Genomic DNA, 15,952 nt, shown 5'->3' on the forward strand with positions numbered 1-15,952 from the left:
AACGTGCAATGCGTCCCCTACGCGGCGCATTGCACGCTGTCTTAACGCTCGGCGAGAAAGCGCTCGGCGAGTTTCACCCAATACGTCGCGGCGGTCGGCAAGGCCGCATCGTTGAAGTCGTAGCCGGCGTTGTGCAGCATGCAGCCACCCGTGTTATGCGCCGGGCCCGTACCGTTGCCCACTATGAAGTAGCAACCGGGAACCGCCTGCAGCATGAACGAGAAATCTTCCGCGCCCGCCGTGGGACGCATGTCGGGTATCAGCCCGTCTTCCCCTAGCCAATCGTACGCGACCTGGCGGGCGAATTCCGTGGCAGCGGGGTCGTTGACAACGGCCGGACATCCCCATTGATAATCCACCTTCGCCGTACACCCCAACGCCGATGCCTGAGTCTCTACAAGTTCGATAAGCCGGTCATGCACCAATCGTTGCACCTCGGGCCGCAGCGCGCGAACCGAAAGCGTCATCTTTACAACGTCTGGAATGACATTGGAGACGGTCCCGCCATGAATCTCGCCGATACTGATCACGGCGGTATCGAGCGGGTCCATATTGCGTGAGACGATGGTCTGCAGCGCGATCACCACATGCGCCGCGGCGACAATCGGGTCGGATGTGAGATGCGGCCGTCCGCCATGGCCACCCTTTCCCTGGATGCTGATATAGACAGTGTCGGACGAAGCCATGAAACTGCCAGGCAAAAAACCGAACTTGCCGACAGGTTCGCCCGGCCGGTTATGCAAACCGAACACCATGTCGCAGGGGAATTTGTCGAACAGCCCTTCGTCGACCATGATCTTCGCGCCGCAATAGCGTTCTTCAGCGGGTTGAAAGATCAGGTTCAGGGTGCCGGAAAACCGGCGGGTTTCCGCTAGATAACGCGCCGCGCTAAGCAGGATTGCCGTGTGGCCATCGTGGCCGCAAGCGTGCATCACGCCTTCTCGCTGGCTCGCATAAGAAAGGCCCGTCGACTCCAGAATCGGAAGTGCGTCCATGTCCGCGCGCAGGCCAAGACGGCGCGAGCCGGAGCCCACTTTCAGCGTGCCGACCACGCCCGTTTTCGCAAGCCCCCGATGCACTTCATAACCCCATGCATGAAGACGTTCCGCGACGAGATCGCTGGTTTCATGCTCCTCGAGCGAGAGTTCAGGGCGAGCGTGAATGCGATGGCGCAAGGCGACGAATTCTTCGCTCATGTCGAGAATGCGCGCGAGTACGTCCGTCATGGGTTCTCCTTGAATGCGGGTTGAATCATTGCGCGGCGCGTGCCGCAGCGACCCATTGGGTGAACTGCGTGCGGTTCGCGGCGAGCCATTGATCGGCGAGACGGGAATACAGTCCGGTCGAGTTATGTTCCTTGCTGATCGCGGACTCCCAGTCAGCCCAGACCGTGGGCGGAAACTTGATCTGCTGGATCAGCGCCTTGATACCCGGATTGGCGGAAGCGAACGTCCTGTTCGCCACCGAACCCGCGTTCCAGGACGCCATTGCCATGTGGCATGGATCGGCGCCTCCGGCACAGCCGACCACGCCCTTGACAAGCGCCGACCCGCTGTTGGGCATCCTGGGCGGCAAGGCATCCGCGGGAACCGGGAGCCACACAACGTCCTTGCCCGGGACAAGACCGCTTGTGACCCATGACGGGCTCCACGCATAGAAAAATGCGGGCGAGCCGGACTTGATGCGCGAGACCACGTCGGTCATCAACGCTTCATACTTGCCGCTCACGACGTGGACGTTTTGCGTGAGTCCAAATTTCTTGACCTGATAGTTCACCACGTCCGCACAGCTCCAGCCGGGATCGCAACTGATCAGCTCGGCCTTCCCGCCTTCACCAAACAGCCCGGCGACATCCGGATCTTTCATCTGCTCGAGGCTCGTGATGTGGTGAGCATCGGCTGTCTTTTTGTCTATCATGTAGCCGTTCACCCCGCCCCCGGCGATAAACCCGGTGCCAATGATTTCAGCCTGCTTCTCCACAGCCCGAAACTCCGGCTCGCGCTGGGGAAGGTTCACATCGGTTGAGAGATCCACGTCTCCTTGCGCCACCGCCGCAAAGAACAGCGTGATGTTCATGGTGCTGAGCTTCACGTCGTAACCAAGCGACTGCATGGCCTTTGCCACGATCTGGTCCGCGACGTAATTTGCGCCAAGGCTGTCGGCCTGCACATAACGGACGGTCTTTCCCGTGCCGGGCAGCGTATCGGCGATTGCAGACGCACTGACTGCCGGGAACAGGAGCGCCGCCAGAACAGCCGCCGCCCCGCCGCACTTCAAGGTCTTCATTGGCGCTCCCGTTGGTTCGCGCATGTTCGCCGTCGCCCGGCGTCCGGAGTTCTCTCGATCACGTCACATGCTAGATGACAGCCGGCATCTGATCTTCCTATGTACACGGTGAATGCCGCCGCGCGATTTTCTCCGGTTCGGGTGAAGCTGTGCACAGCAAAAATCCGGTCTGCATCGGCTCGTAAAGAAAAAAATTTGAATCTCTGTAACCGGACATCGGCAGGCGGCGAAATAGATAACGTACCCGCGACGGGTACCGTCTAATTCAACTACTGGAGAGATTCAATGTCCGCAAAGACCACTGTTAGTGCCTCCCTTCTCGCTGGCGTTGTAGCGAGCCTGCTTGCATCGGTTGCTCAAGCGGCGCCGCTCACAAAGGGCGAAGAAAGCGCAGCCATGGCGGCGCACAAGGAGAAGTGCTATGGCGTTGCCCTGAAGGGACAAAACGACTGCGCGGCAGGCCCCGGCACGACATGTCAGGGCACGTCCGCGATGGATTTTCAGGGCAATTCGTGGAAGTTCGTTCAAGGGGGCACCTGCACGAATATCCAGGTGCCGGGCGGCGGCCATGGCTCGCTGACGCCGCTCAAGTCCTGATCCAGCGAACGATAAAACGAATGCGAGCGGCCATGGACAATTCCACGAAGCCAACTGCAGTGCGTGGCCCGAGCCGCTCCATTCGTGCGGGCTCCGGCGCCATGACACTTGCAGGGACCAGTTTCAAGCACGATCACCTGCCTGCGATTCTCGCGGACGGACCCGCCGATGGATTCTTCGAGGTCCACGCGGAAAACTATATGGGTGCGGGCGGCCCGCCACACCGGGCGCTTGCGGCCATTCGTGGCGACTATCCGCTATCCGTTCACGGCGTGTGCATGTCAATTGGCGGGCCCGGCGCACTGGATCCGGTTCATCTCGCGCGCTTCCGGGACGTGGTGTTGCGTTACGAACCCGAGCTGGTATCGGAACATCTGGCGTGGTCGTCCCACAGCGGAACGTTCTTCAACAACCTGCTGCCCTTGCCGTATACAAGGCCAACGCTCGACAGGGTATGCGAACACGTCACGCAAGTTCAGGAAGCAATCAGGCATCCTATATTGCTGGAAAATCCGTCGACATATGTCGCCTTCGCTTCATCGACAATGAGCGAGACCGGGTTCCTTCGAGCAGTCGCGCAACGCACCGGCTGCGGTCTCTTGCTCGACATCAACAACGTATTTGTCTCAGCGAACAACCACGGCTTTTCGGCCTCGGCATACCTGGCTGAATTTCCACTTGAACACGTTGGTGAAATACACCTTGCCGGACATGACGAACAAGAGGACGACGAGAACGAACGGCTTCTCATCGACAGCCACGACCGCGCCGTCTCCGATCCAGTCTGGAAGCTCTATACGGATGTCGTCTCGCGAATCGGCCCTAGGCCCACATTGATCGAGTGGGACAGCAAGCTTCCCGACTGGCCCGTATTGCGCGCCCAGGCGCTGATGGCTCGCGCCATCATGGAAGAAAACGCTATGGCGCTTAGTGGGGAGAACGATCGTGAGGCCTGAAATTCCCCTGCACGATTTCGCGACGGCATTCGCGCCGGGTTTGACGAACCCGGCTGCGGCGGCGCCGGAAGATGTCGTCGCTCCCTTGGGCAAAGGGGTAATCAAGCGCTACAACGTTTATCGAAACAACGTCACGGTGAGCCTGATCGATGCACTCGCCGCAATCTATCCCGCGATACAGCGCATTACCGGCATCGATTTCTTCAGGGCGATGGCCCGCTTTCACGTTCGTGAAACACCGCCCGTGTCGCCGTTGCTGTTCGAGTACGGGCGCGATTTTCCCGCGTTCATCGCGTCCTATGACTATGCCCGCGGCATGCCGTGGCTAGCCGATACCGCGCGCATCGAGCGCGCCTGGCTGGATGCTTATCACGCCGCCGACCTTCCCGCGCTCGCGGCGGAAGCGCTTGGGTCCATCGACCCTGCGTTGCTCGCCGAAACACGTTTTACACCGCATCCGGCCACGCGGATCGTGCGCTCAAGCTATCCCGCCGTCGCGATCTTCGCAATGAACCGGACCGATGGTCCCGTTTCGCCACTCTGCTCAAGCGAACCGGAGGACGCTCTCGTGACGCGGCCCGGTCATGAAGTGATCGTCTCGCGCCTGCCGGCTGGCGGCGCGGTATTCCTCGCTCATCTACTCGATAACGCATCGCTCGGCGACGCGATCGCTGCTGCATTTGAAGACGCCCCTGCCTTCGATCTCCACGCCAATCTGGCCGGGATGATCTCGGCCGGCGTGTTCACTGCAATTCAACCTGGAGAATGATCAAGATGCCGGACAGACAAGTTATGAGCCTTTCTTTTCCCGGCGCAGCCATCTCGGCGATTGGCGCGGCGAGGCGGCAAGTCCAGCGGCTCGCCCAACCGTGGCTGGTTCAACTCGTGCTGCGCGTGGCGCTTGCCGTGCCGTTCTACAAGTCGGGCATTCTCAAATGGCACGGATTCCTTCAACTGAACGATACGGCAATCGACCTGTTCACAGAGGAGTTCAAGCTGCACCTTCCCGGAGGACCGTATGCGTTTCCTCACCCCGCCATATTCGCATTTCTGTCGGGCTGCGGCGAGGTGATGTTCCCGGTGTTGCTGGTCCTTGGATTTGGCACCCGGTTCGCCGCAGCCGGTTTGATACTGATGACCTGCATCATCGAGCTGACGGTGCCGGAAGGCTGGCCGATCCACCTGACCTGGCTGGCGATGGCGCTCGGCATCGCGGCATGGGGACCGGGGCGGATTTCCATCGACTATCTGCTGGGTGACAAGGCGTTCAGGTCCTGAGCGACGCGTTTATTGTCGCGATGGCCGCTCGCGCCGATTGAAGGAATTCGTTAATCTTGGCAGGACAACAGAAACTAACCGATTCTTTCAATCACAGGATTTCCGGCGGCCACGCTTGTGCGAGCTTGCCGACAATCCTGACGCGCCGGGACAAATCATCCAATGCCGACCGACATTCCAGAACCGCAAGCCGTATGCAACGCCATTACTCGCAGTGCGATCTTCATTGTCGCCACGCTCAATCCCGGTCCGGACAACGCCGCCGCAGTGCGCTCGATCTGCGGTGACGTAGCAGCGCTCGTCCGTGCGGTCGGCACGCGCGCGCCCACGGGCGAGTTGTCGTGCGTCTGCGGTTTTGGCGCGGGCGTCTGGGATACGCTTTTTGGCGCGCCCCGCCCCGCGAACCTGCACGCGTTCCGCGAGTTCGGCGAGGGCAAGCGCCACGCCATCGGCACGCCGGGCGACCTGCTGTTCCACATTCGCGCCGATCACATGGACCTCTGCTTCGAGCTTGCGACCCAACTGATGACACGCCTGGGCAATGCGGTATCGGTCGTGGATGAAGTGCACGGTTTTCGCTATTTCGATCTGCGCGACATGGTCGGTTTCGTCGATGGCACCGAGAATCCGCGCGGCCGTGAAGCGGTCGACTTTGCCCTGATTCGCGATCAGGATCGTGACTTCGCCGGTGGCAGCTACGTGATCGTGCAGAAATACCTGCACGACATGGCCGCGTGGGAATCGCTTCCGGTCGAGGCGCAGGAGCGGATCATCGGACGCAAGAAATTGTCCGATGTCGAACTCGACGAGGCGATCAAACCAAGTTCCTCGCACAGCTCACTGACCACGATTGAAAAGGACGGCCAGGAAGTGAAGATCCTGCGTCACAACATGGCCTTCGGCCGCCCGGGCGCAGGCGAGTTCGGAACCTATTTCATTGGTTATGCCAGTTCGCCGGAACCTGTCGAGCAGATGCTCGAGAACATGTTCGTCGGACGGCCGCCCGGCAACTACGACCGGCTTCTCGATTACAGCCGCGCGGTCACGGGCGGACTGTTCTTTGTTCCGTCGGCAACCTTGCTCGAGGAACTCGCGGATCGCAAGCCATAACGCGCGATCAGTGAAAGCCAGCGGAAAGTATCAGGCGGCCCGGCTCTGCCATTGCGCAAGTAAGGCGGGCAATTCGGCCATATTCTGAAAGACCTGCACCACGCCCGCCTGGCGAAGTGCTTCCGGCCCGCTATGGCCTTCCGCGTGCGGGCTGTATCCAAACACAGTGGCGCCCGCGGCAATGCCCGCGGTCGCGCCCGTGACCGTATCTTCCACGATAGCGCAGCGCGCTGGATCGACATTCAGCGCCTTGGCCGCGGCCAGATAAACGTCCGGGTACGGTTTGCTGCGCGCCATTTCATGGCCGCTGAATATGCGGCCGTGAAAGTAGTCGATCATGCCGACCTTCGAGAGCTGCATATCGACCTTGAGGCGATCGGCCCCTGACGCCACCGCAATGCGCCCGTCGAATTCGCGGTGCACGTGCTGCACAGCCCGCAGCGCACCGGCAATGGCGATCAGTTCGCGATCGAGCGCGGCATTGCGCCGCTCCCGAAACTGCGAAAGCCATTGCTCCGTGATTTTCACGCCCGTCTGCGCTTCAATGAGCGGCGCCTCGTCTTTCACGGCCTTGCCGACGAAGATCCGCATCGTCTCCTCGATGCTCAGATGCCATCCGAGTTCCCCCAGCATGGCGGTCAGTACACGATTGGTGATGGGTTCCGAATCGACGAGCACGCCGTCGCAGTCGAAAAGCACGGCATCGAAAAGAAGCTTGGGCATTGGAAAATGAACGTAATGGGTTCGCGCAACGGGCAAGGATACCGCACGGCAGGCGAAAATTTCCCGCTCGCCGCGCGCAAACGCTTGCAGGTCGCGGGACTGCTACAATTCAGGTTCTTTTTGCCCGGATGGACGTAATGGGATTCGAACAGCTAGCAGCGCTCAAGGAACAACTTTCAAAATCGGCTGGAACGAAGGCTCCCGCGCGCGCAGACCGTACCCGGGCAAAGCCTCCCGTTTCGAAGGCGAAGCCGGCGGCGAATGCAAAACCCAATGCCAAACCGAACGCCAGACCCGCCCATGCGGTATCGAAGGCGAAACCGACGGCGGACGTCAAACCCAATGCCAAGCCCGTGGATCCGGTAGTGGTGCATATCGGGCGGTTGCAAAAGCGTTTCCCGGCGGCTTTCCCCAAAAATCCCGCGCCCAAGGTGGCGCTCAAGATCGGCATTTTTGAAGACCTGCTCCCACATATTGCGGAGCTCAAGGTGAGTCAGGCAGAACTGCGCGACGCCATAAAGATCTGGTGCCGCGGAAGCCGCTACTGGACGGCGCTTGTCGAAAATGCCGTCCGCGTGGATCTCTCCGGTGCGGAGGCGGGTCGCGTTTCGGCTGAAGATGCGGTTCGCGCGCAAAAACTCGAGGAATCGCGGCTAGCCAGGGTGGCAGCCAAGGCATCTGCTCCCCCCGCGACGACTGCGACGGCTACGGCTACGGCTGTGGTGCCTCCTGATCCAAGCGCGTCCTAGACGCCGGGCGCGTACTGCATTTCGCCGTTCCCGAACGACCAGTTTTCGCGTTGGACGTCAATAAGACTGATCCATACGTCCTCGATTCGCAGTCCCGCCTTTTGATGAATGCCTTCTGCGACCGCTTTGTAAAAGGCCTTCTTCACCTCGACTGTGCGCCCCGCGTTCCACGTCACTTGAATGAAAACGATACCGGGCGAGTAATCAATGCCCAGATATCCTTCGGACGGGTACACGAGTTCGTCGGATTCATGGCGAGTGATGATCTGAAACTTGTCGTGCGCCGGAACATTTGCGACGGTAACCATGGCGTCGTATATAACGGTGCTGATGGCTTGAACGCTTTCGGCAGAGGCCTCTTTCGAGATATTGATTCTGACCAGCGGCATATCGGCTCCTAATGTGGTTCAGTGCCTGCATCGATTGAATTGTTTCTCACTTTCGATCGCGGATAATACTGATTTCTCCATTGCGCTCGAGAAAAACATATCGTACGCCTGCAAGATCCAGCGTTCCTGATTGACGGCGATTGCTTTCCAGTACGTCGGCCGCGGTCACCAGTGCAGCCGCCATCTGCCGCTCGTTGAAGCGCCCTTCCCGATACAACTCGCGTTCCACACCGCCTACGAGCTTCTCCAGCCACCGGGAATGGACGCAACCCCATGCAAGCATGCGATGCATCACCACGATAACAAGCGATGCGACCGCGGTCGGGATTGCAGGGGAAGCGCCCACGATGACCCGCGAAAGAGTCGCTCCCAGCAGGATCGCGACGACGTAATCGAACGGCGAGCGCTGGCCAAACGACCGGCGACCCGAGATTCGGATCAACGCGAGGGCCAATATGAACACGGCGACGCCTCTCGCGGCCATCTGGTACTCGTCCAGATCCCGTCCGCTGCCAAACAGGGCTTCGATCATTGTGCCGCCTCCTTTTTCGCTCCTGTGTCCCGCCAACACGATCCCATGCAACTGGCGTGCTGCGACCCCGGCGTCTCCGAAGATCGATCGGACATGCCGGAGTTCGCAGACAGAGTGACATCTCCGTGTCGCTAAGCCACGCGTCTAGCCTCCCGCCTTTGTCACACGCCACACGGTGTTACCGGCGTCGTCGGCAATGACGAGCGCACCGTCCTTGTCCTGGGCAAGGCCGACCGGCGCGCCATAGAGCTGCTTTTCATCGGCGGAAACGAAGCCGGTGACCACAGGCTTCGGCGTGCCGACCGGTTTGCCATTTTCGAACGCCACGTAGGCAACCGCGTAACCGCTCAGCGGCGAACGATCCCAACTGCCATGTTCGCCGATAAACGCGCCGCCCTTGTACTGCGCCGGCAGGTTGTTGCCCGTATAGAACAGCAGTCCAAGCGGTGCGACGTGGGAGCCGATCGCATAATCCGGCTTGATCGCCTTCGCGACCAGATCCGGACGCTGCGGCTGGACCCGCCGATCGACATTCTGACCATAATAGCTATACGGCCAGCCATAAAAGCCGCCGTCCTGCACAGATGTCAGATAGTCGGGCACAAGATCCGCGCCGATTTCATCGCGCTCATTCGCGACCGTCCAGAGCCGCCCCGTTGCCGGTTCCCATTGCAGCCCGGTCGGATTGCGGATCCCGGCAGCAAAGATCCGGCTCGCGCCCGTCGTGATATCGACTTCCAGCACGTTTGCACGGCGGTACTCCACATCAAGCCCGTTCTCGCTGACATTGCTGTTCGAGCCGACGCCGACATACAGCTTCTTGCCGTCGGGGCTCGCGAGCAGCGCCTTGGTCCAGTGATGATTGACCCTGTCCGGAAGGTCGGCGAGTTCGACTCCAGGCGTTGAGATTTCCGTTGCGCCGGAGGTGTACGGAAATTTCAGGATCTCATCGGTATCGGCAACATAGAGCGTGTCGCCGACCAGTTGCATGCCGAACGGCGAATGCAGGTGATCGATAAACACGTGCTTGTCCCATTCACCACTGCCATCGGCGCGCTTTCGCAGTAGCGTAATGCGGTTTCCGCCCTTCGCCTCCTTGCCCGAACGGCTCTGGACCATGCCGGCGATCAACTGCTTCGGCGTGGTAACGGGCTCGGCATCCGGACTGCTCGATTCCGCCACCAGGATGTCGCCGTTAGGCAGGCCGTAGACCTGGCGCGGATGTTGGAGCCCGGACGCAATCTTTTCGATCTTCAGGCCGTCCAGCACCTTCGGTGTTTCGCTATTCTGCCAGCCAACGTGCTTCGGCACCTGCATGGGAGGCGTGAAGAAATTCTGTGCGCTCGGCAACGGCGGATTCGCGCCGGCCTGATGCTCGGAGTCGTACTTGGCGCGCTCGTTACATCCGCTGATCGAGGCTGCGACGGCGATCGCGATGACGCTGGTCAAGATGGATCTATTCACGAGTCGTCTCCTTGAAACCGAACTTGTCGAACGCGAGCATGATGTGTCCGAGGCTTAGCAAGACCACGGTAATCACCGAGAGAATGACGTTCAGCGGGACCATTGCATAAGCATCGCGGCTATGAACAAAAGCATTGACGATCGCCACGATGATCCCGAGCAGGTTCAGCCAGAAATCGGGTTTCTCGTTATTCCTCACCGTATATCGCGCTCCGAACCAGACGTGGCCGAGATTGATCAGGCGTGGAATGATCGCGAAAAACAGTCCCGTGGTGACGAGCCACGCCGCGCCTTTCCCCCAGAACACATTGGCTGTGATCGCGTAGATGATGTCGAAAATGAGTGCGCCGACGAAGAGTCCGAACGGGATGGGATTCAAGAGATCGAAAAGCGAGGTGGCCAGTCTTGACCGATATCTCGGGCTAGTTGGAGTCATGGATAAGTCCTTTACTGAAGGTAAAGATGCGACAAACGATGCCCCGGTCATGGCTGCCCAGATGCGATATCGAGACTTTCCGCGCTGCATCGTCTTTCCGGCTCGTGCCGCCTGGACCTCGGGTCATGCAGCGCAATCTCACACGGCATTGCTGTCTTTCAAGACCACGCAACGCATCTACGAAAGGATTTTGCAAGCAGTGCGAGCAGCGTTTTCCAGGCGGCTGAGCCACCTGCCTATCGCACGTCACGTGCCCGGCAGCGCCGCGGTCCTATCCGCGCCTGGCCAGTTTCCGGTTCAACCGGTTCATGCCTTTGAAAACCGATTCGGCAAGATCCATTGGAAACGATCGGGGTAACAGCGCCGCCACCTCGTCGATCACCTTCGCGGTAAGGTCCGTCAGCGCATCGATCATCTGCTCGACAGCGGGTATCGACAGTCCCGTGCGTTGTCCCTGTTCGATCCAATTGCGGCGTTGTATGTCGTTTATCAGGTAGTGGACGTTCTTGCTGCGTACCGCCATGGCGAGTCTTGCCCGCTGCGCCGCCAGCTTGTTCGGACCCGTGCCGATAATCGGATGAGCCGAAAGCACGTCATAAAGGGGCGTTGCTTCGTACCGGTTGCCCGGCAGATGCGCGATGCTGAAATTCTTCGCGTGACCGTCGGTTGCGGCAAGCAGCCAAAAGACCATCTGCGCCAGGAAAAAGTTGCGGCGATCCTGTAGCGCGCGCTCGGATCCGTAGAGCACGTCCATGATTGGCTCAATACCCGGGCCGCCGTCGGACTGATATTTGTTGAGCGCCGGCGTGCCCGTCGCCTGGCACATGTCCTCTTGCGGCAAACGCAGGATCCAGGACGTGTCGCTCGACAGTCTGCGATCGAAGCGCTCGACCACAAGCACCTTCTGATCCTCGAACGCCGCCATCTCGCAACGGGCGATGGGCAATCCATACGCGGCAACGATTTTTGAACAAAGCCATTCGTTTTCCACCGACGTGCGCATGTCGGCGCGCATGTTGCCGACGAGTCCGAGCGGCAGCTTGAAGATGTGCGTGGTAGGCGTGCTGCCCTCGGGCAGGATCCATCGGCCTTCATGCCACAAAAGAGCGGTTTTTTCCTGCGCGCCCGCTATGGACAGCCGCAGATCATCAAGCGGTTCGTGCTGCCCCATGTTCGGTGTGGACGTGGTGTCCCGCAGCAACCGCGCGATCTCCTTCGTGCTGAGCGGCCGCCCCCTGATCGTTTCAAGATCGACCGGGCTTTCACCGGGCAGTAGAATCTGGACCGCGCCCACGCAGTCGCGCCCCAGCTTGGCAAGCAGTTGGAACGGCGCCGTGCCGCCTGTTTTATAGCGGGCGGCAATGCGACGCCGGATGGGTTCACTGTCGGGAAGCAGGTTGTCGAAATAGTCTGCCACCACCTGCCCTCTATAAGGCTGGTTGCCGGGCGTAAATGGCAGCGACAGCGACAGCGGACGTCCCTGCGGATCCTCGAGCCAATCGTCCCGATACACGAGCCGCTCGCCGGATGGCGTGGTCTCCCAGGAACCGACGGGCAAACCGTTCATCCACAGGTCGAGCCGGCTTGGTTCAGAGCGGCGTGCCATGCTTACCAGTTCTCTCTTTTCTTGGCGGCGGCCCGACCGGAACTCAAGGCTGAAAAAGCGGCCTTTCGCGCGATGGTTTTGGTCGCGGGCCCGGTGACCGGTTTGCGGTCTTTGTCACGGGATTTGCCCGCTGACGCCGGTTTTTTTGCGGAGCGCACGACGCCTTTTTGATTCTCGACGACCTTTGATTGTGGTTGATCGGACTGAGTCAGCATTAGCTCGACGCTCAGTACGCGCAAAACCTTGAAAAAGCGCTCGACGCTGACTGCTTCGGGATTGACTTCCAGTTGGGCGTATGTCTGCTGGGTGACACCGAGATGACTGGCCACCATTGCCTGCGTGAGTCCCGCAGCCTTGCGAAATCCCAGCAGGATAGGCCGCAACTGGCTCAGCGTTTTGACAGGGTGGTTCACGCTAAATCTCCGGTGGTCGAACAGAATACAGGTTATAGGCTGTATTGTTGAATAACAGTCTATAGCCTGTATTTACGATTTACAAGCGATAGCTTGTAAATTGGGACACCCGTTGCAGATCAAAAGTCCAGCATTTCCGTCGGCCTGGCTTTCACGAATTCAATGAAAACGCGCAGCGGCGCAGGCAGATGCCTGCGCCCCGGATAGTACAAGAACGGCCCCGGGAAACGTTGCCACCACGGCTCCAGAATCGGCTCCAGCGCGCCGCTATCCAGGTGCGGGCGCAGCATTGCCTCGAACAGATGGATGACGCCCACGCCCGCCACGGCGGTACTGATGGCAAGATCCACAGCCGCGCCCGGCCTCACGAGAAGCGGTCCCGGCGGATCCAGCCGCACCACCTCGCCGTCCCGCTCGAAATTCCACGTTGGCATTGCGCCGCCGGCAAACTGGCCGCGCAGGCATGCGTGCGTGAGCAGTTCACGCGGGTGCGTAGGCCTTCCATGTGTATCCAGATACTCGGGCGCCGCGGCGGTCGCGAAACGCTGGACTCGCGGCCCTATCGGGATGGCAATCATGTCCTGCTCGAGACGCTCGTCGTAGCGAATGCCCGCGTCGCAGCCAATCGAAAGCACGTCGACGAAACCATCTTCGACCACGACCTCCACGCGTATGTCGGGATAAGCCTTGAGAAATGGCGCGATGACCGTTGGCAGCACAATCCGCGCGGCGCTCGACGGTACGTTCAGCTTGAGCGTGCCCGTTGGGGTGTCGCGGAAACCGTTCAGCACGTCCAGCGCGGCTTCCATTTCGCCAAACAAGGGCGCGAGCTTGCCGATAAGACGCTCCCCCGCTTCCGTTGGCGCCACGCTGCGTGTGGTGCGGTTGAGCAAACGCAAACCGAGTTTCGACTCGAGCCGCTGCACCGCGATGCTGAGGCTCGAGGCCGATACCCCGCTGATGCGCGCCGCATCCCGAAAGCCGCCCGCGCGCGCCACCGATACAAAAGCGGCCAGATCGTTGAATTCCATATTCATTGTTCAATATTTATAACGACCCGTTCAATCTAGATGGGATTATCGAACAACGCAAATGGCTGGATACTGGCGGTCACACTTTCCAGGAGATCACCATGCCGAACGTCAATTCCACCGGAACCTTTTCACTTGGCGGGCGCACGGTGCGCCGCCTAGGCTACGGCGCCATGCAACTGGCCGGACCTGGCGTATTCGGGCCGCCGAAGGACCGGGACGCGGCGCTCGCCGTGCTTCGCGAAGCAGTGGATTCGGGCGTCAATCACATCGATACAAGCGATTTCTACGGCCCGCATGTCACTAATCAGATTATTCGCGAGGCGCTTCATCCGTATCCGGACGACCTCGTGATCGTCACGAAGGTCGGCGCTGATCGCGGTGCGGACGGCTCATGGATACCGGCGTTCGAGCCCGAAGACATCGCGCGCGGCGTCCACAATAACCTTCGTAACCTCGGGCTCGACGCGCTCGACGTCGTGAACATACGCAGCATGGGCAACATTCACGCTCCCGCTGAAGGCTCGATTGCGAAGCAGGTCGAGGCGCTCGCCGGGCTTCAGCGCCAGGGGCTCGTACGTCACATCGGGCTGAGCAACGTGACCTCGAAGCAGGTCGCCGAGGCGCAGGGCATAGCGGAGATTGTCTGCGTGCAAAACCACTACAACCTGATTCAGAGAAGCGACGACGCACTGGTCGACGAACTCGCGGCGCAGGGAATCGCCTATGTGCCCTTCTTCCCGCTTGGCGGCTTCACGCCGATTCAATCGTCCGCGCTCCTGGGCATTGCCGGAAAGCTGGGCGCTACGCCCATGCAAGTGGCGCTTGCGTGGCTTTTGCATCGCTCGCCGAACATTCTGTTGATCCCCGGCACCTCGTCGCTCACGCATCTGCGCGAGAACCTGCAGGCGGCGCAACTTCAGTTGAGCGGCGCGGTGCTCGCCGAACTCGATACGCTGGGTGAAGCACAGCCCGGGCATTGATCGCAGCATAGGAAAACAACGCGCTGAGATGCCTTGCGACATCATGGCGCGATAGATTTTCTATTGCCTCGAATAACTTATCGTCGATAGTCGATGGATTGGAAACCACGGATACTCCTGCCTCAGTAGTTCGCCTTGACTCAACTCCAACCCGCAAGGACCAGCGACATGAAACTGAGAGCAGGACGTTTTATTGCGGCATTCGTTTTTTCATGCACGGCGGCAGCCATGAGCCACGCGGCGGGTACGCCTCAGCGCGGCAGCATTCAGGAAGAAGTGGACGGTGCGATACAACCGTTGATGAAACAATACGCAATCGCTGGCATGGCGGTAGGGATCATTGCCGACGGTAAGACCCACGTGTTCAACTATGGTGTGGCATCGGTGCAAACAGGAAAACCGGTCACGCGCGACACGTTGTTCGAGCTTGGATCGGTGAGCAAGACATTCACCGCGACGCTTGCCGCCGAGGCGCAAATCGACGGCGACCTGTCGTTGTCCGACCACACGAGCAAATATCTTCCGTCCCTGCAAAACACGCCGTTCGGCAATGTGAGCCTTCTCAACCTGGGAACGCACACGCCCGGCGGACTTCCCTTGCAAGTGCCCGATAACGTCAACAACATCGATCAATTGCTGCAGTACTTCAGGCAATGGCGGCCCGCGTATGCGGCGGGAACGTACCGGACGTATGCCAATCCTGGCATCGGAATGCTTGGCCTGATCACCGCAAAAAGCATGAATCAGGATTTCGATGCGCTGATGACCCAGCATCTGTTCCCGGCGCTCGGCATGCGCAACAGTTACATCACCGTGCCTGCCGCGAGAATGAAGGACTACGCGCAGGGCTACACCAAGGACAACACGCCCATCAGGATGAAGCCGGGCGTACTTTCGTCCGAGGCCTACGGCATCAAGACCACGGCTGCCGACATGCTGCGTTTTCTCCAGGCCAACATGAAGATGGTCGCGCTGGACCCGAAGCTGCAGCGCGCGATAGTGGACACGCATACGGGCTATTTCCAGGCTGGCCCGATGACGCAGGATCTGATATGGGAACAATATCCGTATCCTGTTCCTCAGGACGCGCTGTTGAAAGGCAATTCACCGGACATGGTGTTGAACGCAACGCCAGTCACCGAGATCAAGCCGGCGCAACCGCCCTCCAACGATGTCTGGATCAACAAGACCGGCTCGACCAACGGTTTCGGCGCTTATGTGGCGTTCGTGCCGCAAAAGCAGTTGGGCATTGTGATCCTCGCAAACAAGAACTTTCCCAACGACGCACGGGTAAGCGCGGCGTACCAGATCATCGAGTCATTGGCGAACCAAAAGCAGACACGCGCGACTTCACCGTGACCGGCTTTTTGCGTCGTCATCCTGATTAATCAGCGACCAG

The 15,952-nt window shown here is 59.9% G+C and carries 18 protein-coding genes; 8 read left to right on the plus strand and 10 right to left on the minus strand.

The window, feature by feature from the left end; genetic code table 11:
• Positions 1-41 precede the first annotated feature (41 nt).
• Both ACRWA7_RS03870 and proX read right to left on the minus strand, forming a co-directional pair.
• Positions 42-1,226, minus strand: a complete 1,185-nt coding sequence (locus ACRWA7_RS03870; protein WP_438390138.1) for a M20 aminoacylase family protein — start codon at positions 1,224-1,226, stop codon at positions 42-44.
• Between the two features lie 25 nt (positions 1,227-1,251).
• The gene (gene proX, locus ACRWA7_RS03875) at positions 1,252-2,286 is read right to left on the minus strand and encodes a glycine betaine/L-proline ABC transporter substrate-binding protein ProX (protein WP_438390139.1); all 1,035 of its coding nucleotides are present in this window, start codon (positions 2,284-2,286) and stop codon (positions 1,252-1,254) included.
• A 285-nt stretch (positions 2,287-2,571) separates the two neighbouring features.
• On the opposite strand from proX, the gene ACRWA7_RS03880 reads away from it, so the two are divergent.
• The 5 genes from ACRWA7_RS03880 to ACRWA7_RS03900 all read left to right on the plus strand — a co-directional run bounded on the left by ACRWA7_RS03880 (position 2,572) and on the right by ACRWA7_RS03900 (position 6,227).
• Positions 2,572-2,883, plus strand: coding sequence for a BufA1 family periplasmic bufferin-type metallophore (locus ACRWA7_RS03880; RefSeq protein ID WP_060857280.1), 312 nt, complete (start codon positions 2,572-2,574; stop codon positions 2,881-2,883).
• A 101-nt stretch (positions 2,884-2,984) separates the two neighbouring features.
• Positions 2,985-3,839: an MNIO family bufferin maturase gene (gene bufB, locus ACRWA7_RS03885; RefSeq protein WP_438391049.1), complete on the plus strand. Its 855-nt coding sequence runs from the start codon at positions 2,985-2,987 to the stop codon at positions 3,837-3,839.
• Complete coding sequence (locus ACRWA7_RS03890; RefSeq protein WP_438390140.1) at positions 3,829-4,608, plus strand: HvfC/BufC N-terminal domain-containing protein; 780 nt, start codon at positions 3,829-3,831, stop codon at positions 4,606-4,608. The genes bufB and ACRWA7_RS03890 overlap by 11 nt, the downstream gene beginning before the upstream one ends.
• Before the next feature lie 23 nt (positions 4,609-4,631).
• Positions 4,632-5,117, plus strand: a complete 486-nt coding sequence (locus tag ACRWA7_RS03895) for a DoxX family protein (RefSeq protein WP_244164131.1) — start codon at positions 4,632-4,634, stop codon at positions 5,115-5,117.
• A gap of 162 nt (positions 5,118-5,279) precedes the next feature.
• Positions 5,280-6,227, plus strand: coding sequence for a Dyp-type peroxidase (locus ACRWA7_RS03900; RefSeq protein ID WP_438390141.1), 948 nt, complete (start codon positions 5,280-5,282; stop codon positions 6,225-6,227).
• Positions 6,228-6,257: 30 nt separating this feature from the next.
• Here ACRWA7_RS03900 and ACRWA7_RS03905 read toward each other — a convergent pair whose 3' ends face one another.
• A complete protein-coding gene (locus tag ACRWA7_RS03905; RefSeq protein WP_438390142.1) occupies positions 6,258-6,950 on the minus strand; it encodes an HAD family hydrolase in 693 nt (230 codons plus the stop codon).
• Positions 6,951-7,087: 137 nt separating this feature from the next.
• Between ACRWA7_RS03905 and ACRWA7_RS03910 the strand changes: the two genes are divergently transcribed.
• The gene (locus tag ACRWA7_RS03910; RefSeq protein ID WP_438390143.1) at positions 7,088-7,699 is read left to right on the plus strand and encodes a ProQ/FINO family protein; all 612 of its coding nucleotides are present in this window, start codon (positions 7,088-7,090) and stop codon (positions 7,697-7,699) included.
• Here the strand turns inward: ACRWA7_RS03910 and ACRWA7_RS03915 are convergent.
• The 7 genes from ACRWA7_RS03915 to ACRWA7_RS03945 all read right to left on the minus strand — a co-directional run bounded on the left by ACRWA7_RS03915 (position 7,696) and on the right by ACRWA7_RS03945 (position 13,570).
• Positions 7,696-8,088 carry a tautomerase family protein gene (locus ACRWA7_RS03915; protein WP_438390144.1) on the minus strand — a complete coding sequence of 131 codons (393 nt, stop codon included), beginning with the start codon at positions 8,086-8,088 and terminating at the stop codon, positions 7,696-7,698. The genes ACRWA7_RS03910 and ACRWA7_RS03915 overlap by 4 nt on opposite strands.
• A 46-nt stretch (positions 8,089-8,134) precedes the next feature.
• Positions 8,135-8,620, minus strand: a complete 486-nt coding sequence (locus tag ACRWA7_RS03920) for a DUF421 domain-containing protein (protein WP_060857286.1) — start codon at positions 8,618-8,620, stop codon at positions 8,135-8,137.
• Between the two features lie 144 nt (positions 8,621-8,764).
• The gene (locus tag ACRWA7_RS03925) at positions 8,765-10,084 is read right to left on the minus strand and encodes a PQQ-dependent sugar dehydrogenase (RefSeq protein ID WP_438390145.1); all 1,320 of its coding nucleotides are present in this window, start codon (positions 10,082-10,084) and stop codon (positions 8,765-8,767) included.
• Complete coding sequence (locus ACRWA7_RS03930; RefSeq protein WP_438390146.1) at positions 10,077-10,520, minus strand: DUF2231 domain-containing protein; 444 nt, start codon at positions 10,518-10,520, stop codon at positions 10,077-10,079. The genes ACRWA7_RS03925 and ACRWA7_RS03930 overlap by 8 nt, the downstream gene beginning before the upstream one ends.
• A 271-nt stretch (positions 10,521-10,791) precedes the next feature.
• Positions 10,792-12,126 carry a type II toxin-antitoxin system HipA family toxin gene (locus tag ACRWA7_RS03935; RefSeq protein ID WP_438390147.1) on the minus strand — a complete coding sequence of 445 codons (1,335 nt, stop codon included), beginning with the start codon at positions 12,124-12,126 and terminating at the stop codon, positions 10,792-10,794.
• A gap of 2 nt (positions 12,127-12,128) precedes the next feature.
• Positions 12,129-12,539 (minus strand): helix-turn-helix transcriptional regulator, encoded by a 411-nt coding sequence (locus ACRWA7_RS03940; protein WP_438390148.1) that lies wholly within the window; start codon positions 12,537-12,539, stop codon positions 12,129-12,131.
• A 119-nt stretch (positions 12,540-12,658) separates the two neighbouring features.
• Positions 12,659-13,570 (minus strand): LysR family transcriptional regulator, encoded by a 912-nt coding sequence (locus ACRWA7_RS03945; RefSeq protein ID WP_438390149.1) that lies wholly within the window; start codon positions 13,568-13,570, stop codon positions 12,659-12,661.
• A gap of 101 nt (positions 13,571-13,671) precedes the next feature.
• Here ACRWA7_RS03945 and ACRWA7_RS03950 point away from each other — a divergent pair, with 101 nt between their 5' ends.
• Together ACRWA7_RS03950 and ampC are read left to right on the plus strand one after the other, a co-directional pair.
• Complete coding sequence (locus ACRWA7_RS03950; protein ID WP_438390150.1) at positions 13,672-14,553, plus strand: aldo/keto reductase family oxidoreductase; 882 nt, start codon at positions 13,672-13,674, stop codon at positions 14,551-14,553.
• 168 nt (positions 14,554-14,721) lie between these two features.
• A complete protein-coding gene (gene ampC, locus ACRWA7_RS03955; protein ID WP_438390151.1) occupies positions 14,722-15,912 on the plus strand; it encodes a class C beta-lactamase in 1,191 nt (396 codons plus the stop codon).
• Positions 15,913-15,952: the final 40 nt, after the last annotated feature.

The organism is Caballeronia sp. DA-9, assembly GCF_051615025.1.
Lineage (GTDB): Bacteria > Pseudomonadota > Gammaproteobacteria > Burkholderiales > Burkholderiaceae > Caballeronia > Caballeronia sordidicola.